Here is an 8709-nt window from a genome sequence, read left to right as displayed (position 1 = left end):
AGCGCCTCGAGGATTTCAGGGCGCGTCCGCAGAAGGCGCTCGGCATCGCAGATCATGTCAGCATAATCGATGACGCCCGCTTCCCGCTTCATGTCGGCGTATTTTGACATCACCTCTTGAGCGCCATGGATGAGCGCCGTGAGATGCGCGCAGGCATCCTCCAAAGGCCCCGGGTGGACCGCGATCTCCGCGGCCGCCGCAATCACCTCATCGGAAAGCGCATCATAGCCATCCGGGGTCGGCGCCCCCCGCTTCGACTGACGCAACTCGCTTAAGCTCTTCCAGAGCCCCCAATCCCGGCGCAACTCCCCAGGGCGCTGGGCGCGCTTCATGTTCCGGAAGTCTTTTCCAAAAGCCGTGCGCGCAGCTGCTGAGGTTGCATGGGCGGTGAGGTCATTGGGGAATGCCGTAAGCAGGGCGTCGATCGCCGCAAGGAGCCGCGCCTCCAGGGGCGCCCCATCGGGCTCCACCCGACCATAGAGATCCCGCAGGCGCGCTACCGCCGCGTCCGTCAATTGCGGATCGTCGCCGTTGTCGCCAAGCCCCCGGAGCAGATCGATCGTAGTCAGAATCCGGCCGCGGAAACTGTCCTCCTGGCTAGCATTCGAAAAGAAGCTAGATCGATACCCAAATCGCGGTAGGTCGGCTTTGACGGCGTCGAGCGACTCCGCATGCGCCATGGCCTGGCGGATCAGGAGGTCCCGCTCCGCCTCTGCCAGTGCGCGTGGCTGCGGAGAGGCGCCCGCAGCGAACGCATGCTCCGACAGGATGCGCAGCCCAAGGCCGTGGATGGTTGAGACATAAGCCTGTTCGACGGCCAGCGCCGCCTCAACCAAGCCCTCGGCCAAAAGGCTCGCACGGATACGGCCACGCAGCTCTGCGGCAGCGGCTTCGGTGAAGGTCACCGCCAGAATGCGGTCTGGAGCGACGAGGTTTTCTTTGACCCAGGCAGTGAGGTCAGACTTGATCCGAAAGGTCTTACCCGAGCCCGCCCCGGCCGGAACGATGGTCAGCATCTCAGTCATCAATGTCCTCCATGCTGTCATCCGCTTCCGTCCCAGGCATCATAAAACGCGCGACAAGCGGCGAGGCATCCAGCGCATAAGGAGCGAGGTTGGCCGTTTTCTCAAAGAACTTGCGGTCATCTTCGTTGTTGAGGCGGATCTGTCCTGAGCCCACTTCAGCAAGCCGTGTGATTAGCAGATCCATGGCCTGCACGGATATCCCGCCTTCCACGACGGTGACGACGCCGTCGGGTGGCTCCAGCCCTTCGAGCAGAACGCCTTGGTCGTTGATAAGGTGGTAGGCGACCCCGATCCTGGGGTTGCCTGCCAAGGCGGCCTCCAGGACTTCGCCAGTTCGTTCGGGCCGTTTGAGCATTTCTCGGTAGAGGCCGAGCTGCAGATCCCAGCCTGCTTCAAGGCGTGCGCGGCGTTTGGGCGTGCCGCTTTTCTTGTGATCGACGACCAGCAGGCTGCCATCTTCCAGTTGAAGAAGACAGTCCGCGCGTCCGCGCAGCAAAATGCCGAGTGCCTCGCCCTGAAGACCGATCTCATTGTCGATCACGCGGGCACCAAGGCCTTCAAGCGTATTGCGCCAGGCATGGGCCGCCGTTCGGACATCCCGAATCAGCCCCTCACGTTCGACGGCCCAGATCGACCGCTGTAGGAACGGCGCATATTTCCGGATGGCCGAGGAGAGCAACTCCGGCACTGCGGCCTCGATCTGGTTATGATCTGGCAACGGCGCATCTTTGGGAAACAGAAACTCCAGCACGTCATGCGCGATGGTGCCGGCAACCATGACGTTCAGCCCATCAGGCGCCCAGCTCACTGGTTCCGCGCCGAACTCGGACAGACTCCAGGCAAGCGGGCTGACCATGAGCGTTTCCAACCGGCTGGGCGACTGCGGTCGCATCCGTCCGTCATCGGCAAGGCGGCGGCGAAGCAGATCGCGATCCAAGCGCAAGACACCATCTGCCGGCACGGCGCTGGGCTGAGCATCTGTGGCTGCCTCGACAACCCGATGCGAAAACGGCCATCGCTCGCGCGGGAGAGCACGCAGATCGTGGATCAACGCCTCGGCATCTTCCGTGCCCTTTTCGCCATTCCCGACGGTGCGCGCCACCAACGACAGTGCTGCCGCGGGAGCCTGCCGGCTGCCATTCGGTGCAAAGACAGGGCGCAAAAGGGTTAGGGATTCTGAGGCACACAGGAACTGACGGCGAAGCTTCTCAAGGCGCCGCGCCAGCACGTCCCCGCGCGTTTCAATATGAAGCCCGGTTTTTTCGCGCAGAAGCCGAAGTTCGCCATCGAGAAAGAGCGGCGACGCCGAAACCGCACGCGGCCAGCGATTGCCGCTCATGCCCATTGCAATGAGATGCCGCGCCGGACGCCACGGCATGGCCCCTTCCGTGAACACGCTCACGCCCTCGACAAAAGCCTCCGACGGTGACGGCTTCGGCATGGCGGGTGTCGCGGTACGGTAGAGCGCAGTCCAATCAAGAGAGCGGCTCTGAGACAGCGCGGCCCGAATCGTTCCAATCTTCGAGCGGAATGCAGCAACGGCCTCGCGCTGCACGGCCGCATCACTCAAAAGCTGGGCGGCCTGCTCGAGAGCTTGCAGGATGCCATCTGGTGTCTGCGCAATAGTGCTCCGCACCAGTTGGTAGAACCGCTGCGCACGCCCGGTCAGGGATCTCGCCGCATAGGGTTCGAACCGGCCCTGCATGACCTCGCGCGAGAGCTGCAGCCCCGTCTCTGACGGCCATGGCATCAAAGGCGAGATATAGAGGCTGGCAAGCGCCATGGCTGGCGCGGGTGCCTGAAAACACAGCAGGAGCTGAAGGACCGTTTCTCCAGCGATGTCGCGGCGGTCGGGCTGCACCGGCAAGCTCGAAATCGGAACACCGGCGGCATCGAAGGCGCGACGAAGCTGCGCGACGTAGCCGATCTCGTCCGGCACCAACAGACCGATCTCATGGGCCGCTACGCCTTGGTCGATCAAGCGCTGGGCTCGCGCAGCGGCAAAATCCGCTTCCTCCACCTCATCGCGCAGGGCGAAGAGTGCCAGACTGTCGTCCAGCGGCCCTGACGGGATGGATGCGCCAGTCAAACCTTGTTGCGCACGCCACAAGCTTGTGCCCTCTGCGGCGCCGGTCATCAGCGGCGCGCGGCGCGCAGCCCATTCATTCTGAAACGCTGCGTCAGCGATCCCGTGATGATCCAGCAATTGCGTATGCAGGCGGCGCTCAACTGGCGTCGCGAAACCACACGGTTCACCTGCCACCAGGGGAAGCGGCTCAAGAGCATCGCCAGACGCACAGTTCAGAACATGGGCACAGACCTGCAGATCTTCCGGGAGTGCGCCCGGGGCCTGACGCCACAAATCGCAAAGGGCTGCGAGGTGTTTGTATAGGCGGCTATCGTGGTCTAGCGCGCCGAGGTCAACCTCCTCCGGGCTCAGACCACGGGTTGCCACGGCGAGGCTCCGCAAGGCTGCCGAAACAGCGGCAGCAGTTTCAACCGGTGCAACACCCACGCTGGCGGACCACGGGAACGACCCATCCGCCAGAACAGAATTCAGTTCGATCGCCTGCGGGCGCGGAGCGAGATAGGTTTCTGCCAAGAGGTCGGATGTGATTGCCCGAAAGGCGCCTGTCCCGGCATGGACCGTTACCAGCGGCTCAAGACCATTCATCCGTACCTCCCCGCCGCTATCGGCATTGACCCATGTTTGATCGCAGCGGACCGAAACAAAACGGTGCGATCAAGCGCAGGCCTCAGACTGTTCAGCGAATCGAAACGATACGTGGTCCCTCAAGCCCTGCTCAGGCAAAGTCTTTCCGGAATAGCCGCAAGATACAACCCACGCCTCGGGAGGATACGTCCGGAAATGACGCATTCATGATCTAGTATCAAAACGAATCGAGATGAGAAGGAGACGCGATTGGTTCGAACGAGTATCACCCACCCCCTGCGCATTGATGACCTGCCCCTCGGAAACGGACGGCTGGGCATCACGTTTTGTCCCGGCAAGAAAGGCGACAGTGTCTTTGGCGCCGCGTGGGATCGAGACCTTGATCTCGACATGGACGCGATCAAGGGATGGGGTGCCAACACCGTCTTGAGCCTGATCGAGGACCACGAATTCGATATGCTGGGCGTACCCAAGCTCGGCGAGGCCGTGAAGGCGCGGGGTATCGACTGGTTCCACTTTCCGGTCCCGGATCTGGACACCCCCGCAGACGACGCCATGGAGAGGTGGGCCGCCCTTTCTGCTCAGTTGCATGGCACATTGGAGCGCGGCGGTCGCATTGTCGTGCATTGCCGCGGTGGCCTCGGCCGCGCCGGCACGATCGCCGCTTTGATGCTGACGGAACGCGGTTGGTCCGCCTCCCAGGCCATCAGCGATGTGCGTGCCGTTCGTCCGGGCGCGATTGAAACCAACGAACAGGAACGCTGGGTGACCCGTCGTGCCCGCCACTATGGTGTGCCAGGCATACGGCTCCATTCATGCCTTCTCGGTGGTGCCTTGGGCGACAGTCTGGGTGCCGAAATCGAGTTCCTGACACTTGATGCGATCCGGCGCAAATTCCCGGAGGGGATTTCGGATCTCCCACCACATCAGGGCCTGCGGGGCGCAATCACCGACGACACCCAGATGACGCTGTTTACCGCCGAGGGTCTCATTCGGGCCCATGTTCGCGGTTCGCTCAAGGGGATATGCCACCCACCCTCCGTGGTGCACCATGCTCTTCTGCGCTGGTATCGAACCCAAGGCGGCAAGCCGCGCGTTGAGACAGACACCATAGGCTTGATCACTGATCAGCGGCTCTGGGCACGTCGCGCACCTGGAATGACCTGCCTGTCGTCGCTCGGTGAGGGGCGCAGTCTCGGAGCGCTTGCAAAAAACGACAGTAAGGGCTGCGGAACAATCATGCGCGTGGCCCCGGTGGCTCTGATGGTGCCGCGAGATCAGGTGCGATCGATTGCAATCGATACCTCTGCGCTGACACATGGACATCCCACCGGCCAGTTGGCAGCCGCAGCCTGGGCCGAGATGCTGGCCGATGTTGCGACTGGGGCAAAGCTGGACGAAGCCGCCGCTGCAACGGCCGGGGAATACGAGCAACTCGAGAACGGCTCCGAAACCGCACGCGCTATCCGTAAGGCGCTCGATGCCCCGCGGGATAGATCCCCCGAGACGGTCGAAAGCCTCGGAGGGGGTTGGACCGCCGAAGAAGCGCTGTCGATCGCGCTCTACGCCTGCCTTGCTGGAAAGACATTCGATGACGCGCTTCAGATCGCCGTAATGCACAGCGGCGACAGCGACTCGACCGGCGCAATCGCGGGCAACATGATGGGGCTGATTGATCCCCTAGCTGCTCTTAAGCATCGCTGGGCACCGGTGATCGAGGGCGCGGACGCCATCACCCGCTTGGTGCGCGATTACCTACGGCTCGAACATGAGCATGACGGCGCCGAGCAGCTGGCTCGGGCCTACCCCGGGGCATGAGCGGCAAGCCATGCCCTCGGCACGTGAATTTTCCAACTGATAGAGGAGTGATCCAACACGCATGAGCAAAGGACGCAAACGGCGCTATGAAGAGGAGCGGGCAGCAAAAAAATGGGTTCTAGTGTACATAGACACCTACAGCTTCGATGAACCCGCGATCGTGTCTGACCCCATGCCTTACGACAAGGCATTGCGCGCGCTCAACAAGGCACGGGAGCAGGAAGGCCCCAACGGCTTCGACCACTTCGAACTGCGGCAGGTACCCGTCACTGGAGATCAAAAATGCTGATCGCAGACTGCAAAGGTTGCCGCTATCTTCACTGGGCCATTGGTATCGGCCTGGGTGTCCGCTGCACACATCCGGAACACCGAATTGACGCATGGCCGCCGATGCCCCTGATTTCGGCGATCACCGATTGCCAGCTATACAAAGCCCAAGCCCCTTTGCAGAAAATCGGCGTACCAAAAAACAAGGATTGAGAAATGGAAAAGAACGAAAAACCAATGGCATCGGCATATCAAAAGGGCGAAGACAAAGCTCGACAGCAGCTGGGCCGAGAATTGCATGCCGCGCTCTTCCCTGAAGAGTATGACCATATGTACGACAGCGTCTCCGAAGCCAAAGATCGCCAACGTGGCAAAAATCCCATGAGTGCTGAGTATGTGGAAAAGACGAACACGCTGCGGGCGCAAGTTGGGTTCACGCCGTTCAGCGTTGGCCCTGATGCTTGCAACGACGATACTTATTCATGGGTTATGGAAAAACTGAGGCAGGGTGAAGGAGCTGAGCTGCGGGAAATCATCTCAGACCGAGCGCGCGAGGCATTGGAAAACGAGCACAGACGAGAACAAGCACGGCAGCAGTTGCAGACCCCCTCTTGGCTAGACCAAAGGATCGACGACATGCTTGCGGGCGATGAGTTCACCTATGACGGGCAAGACAGAGCAGATCCGCAAATCATCGCGTTTCGCGTCATGGGCGAGCTTTTCACTGTGAATCGCACCGGGGACAACAAGCCTGAGTTTTTCCGACAAATCAGGCGCCTTCTGCCCGGCCGGTCTGAAGCAGAATATCAAGCCCTGCACCGCCACGCGATGAACGAGTGGATGGAAGCCTATGGTTATTGACGGAGCCAAAACCGGTCACCACGACATCGCAGATCGCATTCGGCCTCTCATGCAGAGCGCACACATTGATCGCATCTACTACTGTCACGGGTTCGCGTCACACTTCGACGCCAACAACGACAAGGTGCGCGCGTTGAGTGCCGCAGCAATCGTCGACGGGAACACGGTCGATTACACGCTCCCGCCACATAAGATTTTTGCATCATTTCAGAAAGCCATGTCAGCGCGCAGGAACTACCTGTTCGTTGGCACAAGCATGGGTGGCTTCTTTGCCGCCTGGCTCGGAACGGAACTTGGCTTTCCGTATGTGGCGATTAACCCGGCTGTTACCCCTTCACGTTCGCTCCGAAAACATATTGGCGAGGGCGCAACACACTACGGCACGCGGTTCACCCTGCGAGAAGGGACGGTCGAGGCCTATAAAGCCCTCCCGTTTCGAATGGATGGCCAAGGGCTCGTTGCCCTCGACATGGGCGACAAAGTCATCGACCCGCAAGGAACCCTGCAAGTGGTAGGGGATACTTTGCCCGTTGTGACCTTTCCGGGCGGCTCTCATCGGTTTGATCACATGCACAAGCTGGCAGCCGTGATCCGCTCGATGTTCTTTAGACCGCCAAGCGGCACGCACGGGTCGCCAGCCTGAGGAGCATCCTCAACTTGCCCGTGAGGCTGGGACCAGCGGGTCAGACGACATAGCCCTCATGGCTTATTTCTGAATTCGTCCATCACAGAGAGCACACGCGCCAACCGAACCGTCATGAGGGCGCCTGATCTGGGTGAACTTGAGATGCAGCGCAGCTCCTGCAGCGCCCAGTCAAAGTCTTGCTATGGACTTATAGTTGAGAATGCCCGAACGTGGGTGATGGCGGCATCACATCCGCTAAGAAATAAAAAACAGCCGTTTGAATTCTCCGCATTATTCCCATTTAAAAGGGGGATTTTCGGAAGAACCAGATCATCAAGTACTATGGGATAAATACTAAATGGAACTAGACGAGCAGATTGAGCAAATAGCTGCCACCTTTCACGAAGATCCTAAGAACAAAGTTTTCGCAAACGAGAAACTTCTCTTAGCCAGCGTTTTAGAAGAAAACGGCAACGAAATATCCTCAGAAAATTTGGTGACTATCGTTAAGTCTTACGAAGACGGTAACTTAAGCGAAACGGATGAAGAGCTATACGATGCTGCGGTTTATTGCTGCAGTGTCCTCGCTCGTAAGTGCTTCGCTGAAGATCCCGAAGATGAGGACGAAGAAGTGGATTTCAATCTAACCTGGCTTCATGAAGACGACGGGTCAGTATCTGCAGAAATTCGACCAGCCTGACACCATAACAGCTCGCGATTCAGCAGTATCAGTGATACTAAATACTAATATGGGGTGATCTCGCCGAACGGTCTTGGGATCGCCCCCCTTCTCGGCACCTTTCTGCGCTATACCTGTGACGGACTGTCAACACTCCTGCACACACGGCATTTCGGGATATAATGATCCGGACAAAGCGTCAGATCGTGCCAAGCGGGATGGCGAGGTGCGTCTTAATTTGAAGCGCGCCTAGGACAATAGTCGGTCTGTCTATGGTGTCCGCTAACTGTGGCATGCCAGCGACGCGAAGGTTTGATCTGGCATGATTCACAGTTGAACCAGTGTTGCGCGACATTAGCATTGGAGGTGTTCGTCGCGGCAAGAAGGTCAAAACACCTTGGCTGGACAAGGGCCTTGCAATGTCCAATGGGCTGAGTGGGCAGGCAGTTCCACACAACGACTGCTACGTGTTTGCAAGTTTAAGTCAACTGCGACATTGCCGGGCTAGTGGTCCCATAACTAATCAGAAAGGATAAAGAAAGCGGCTGTAGCGCTCACTAAGAGTCGTGCTGTGACCCACTTGGGTACGATTATGAGGAAGGCCGTTAAGGGGACTCGCCAAATGTTGACCAGGTGTTGACCAGAACTGAAGCACCTAAAGCCCGACTGATCAAGTCGGGGTCTAAGTATTTGATTTTATGTCTTAAATTTGGTTGCGGGAGTAGGATTTGAACCTACGACCTTCAGGTTATGAGCCTGA

Annotated in this window: 8 protein-coding genes; 6 read left to right on the top strand and 2 right to left on the bottom strand. The window is 59.2% G+C overall.

What is annotated here, in order from left to right:
- On the bottom strand, positions 1-1025 hold a 1025-nt coding region (locus AC4GMC_RS15995; protein WP_490391473.1), incomplete at its 3' end, for a UvrD-helicase domain-containing protein.
- Complete coding sequence (locus AC4GMC_RS15990) at positions 1018-3699, bottom strand: PD-(D/E)XK nuclease family protein (RefSeq protein ID WP_487879265.1); 2682 nt, start codon at positions 3697-3699, stop codon at positions 1018-1020. The genes AC4GMC_RS15995 and AC4GMC_RS15990, both read right to left, overlap by 8 nt.
- Before the next feature lie 249 nt (positions 3700-3948).
- Here AC4GMC_RS15990 and AC4GMC_RS15985 point away from each other — a divergent pair, with 249 nt between their 5' ends.
- The 6 genes from AC4GMC_RS15985 to AC4GMC_RS15960 all read left to right on the top strand — a co-directional run bounded on the left by AC4GMC_RS15985 (position 3949) and on the right by AC4GMC_RS15960 (position 7970).
- Positions 3949-5517, top strand: coding sequence for an ADP-ribosylglycohydrolase family protein (locus AC4GMC_RS15985; RefSeq protein WP_487879266.1), 1569 nt, complete (start codon positions 3949-3951; stop codon positions 5515-5517).
- A 61-nt stretch (positions 5518-5578) separates the two neighbouring features.
- Entirely contained in the window at positions 5579-5806 is a 228-nt protein-coding gene (locus AC4GMC_RS15980) for a hypothetical protein (protein WP_487877900.1), read from the top strand.
- Positions 5800-5997 (top strand): hypothetical protein, encoded by a 198-nt coding sequence (locus AC4GMC_RS15975; protein WP_487877899.1) that lies wholly within the window; start codon positions 5800-5802, stop codon positions 5995-5997. The genes AC4GMC_RS15980 and AC4GMC_RS15975 overlap by 7 nt, the downstream gene beginning before the upstream one ends.
- 3 nt (positions 5998-6000) lie before the next feature.
- Complete coding sequence (locus AC4GMC_RS15970) at positions 6001-6645, top strand: hypothetical protein (RefSeq protein WP_487877898.1); 645 nt, start codon at positions 6001-6003, stop codon at positions 6643-6645.
- Positions 6635-7288 (top strand): YqiA/YcfP family alpha/beta fold hydrolase, encoded by a 654-nt coding sequence (locus AC4GMC_RS15965; protein WP_487877897.1) that lies wholly within the window; start codon positions 6635-6637, stop codon positions 7286-7288. The genes AC4GMC_RS15970 and AC4GMC_RS15965 overlap by 11 nt, the downstream gene beginning before the upstream one ends.
- A 340-nt stretch (positions 7289-7628) precedes the next feature.
- On the top strand, positions 7629-7970 hold the full coding sequence (locus AC4GMC_RS15960) for a hypothetical protein (RefSeq protein WP_487877896.1): 342 nt from the start codon (positions 7629-7631) through the stop codon (positions 7968-7970).
- The last annotated feature ends 739 nt before the right edge of the window (positions 7971-8709 follow it).

Source organism: Thalassobacter sp., from assembly GCF_982993085.1.
The sequence above is the reverse complement of the archived record's forward strand: the minus strand, read 5'-3'. Positions and strand labels throughout refer to the sequence as shown.

Excerpts from the sequence above, each read along its gene's own strand:
- AC4GMC_RS15990 (WP_487879265.1), bottom strand. The coding sequence starts at position 3,699 with ATGAATGGTCTTGAGCCGCTGGTAACGGTCCATGCCGGGACAGGCGCC.
- AC4GMC_RS15980 (WP_487877900.1), top strand. The coding sequence starts at position 5,579 with ATGAGCAAAGGACGCAAACGGCGCTATGAAGAGGAGCGGGCAGCAAAA.
- AC4GMC_RS15975 (WP_487877899.1), top strand. The coding sequence starts at position 5,800 with ATGCTGATCGCAGACTGCAAAGGTTGCCGCTATCTTCACTGGGCCATT.
- AC4GMC_RS15970 (WP_487877898.1), top strand. The coding sequence starts at position 6,001 with ATGGAAAAGAACGAAAAACCAATGGCATCGGCATATCAAAAGGGCGAA.
- AC4GMC_RS15965 (WP_487877897.1), top strand. The coding sequence starts at position 6,635 with ATGGTTATTGACGGAGCCAAAACCGGTCACCACGACATCGCAGATCGC.
- AC4GMC_RS15960 (WP_487877896.1), top strand. The coding sequence starts at position 7,629 with ATGGAACTAGACGAGCAGATTGAGCAAATAGCTGCCACCTTTCACGAA.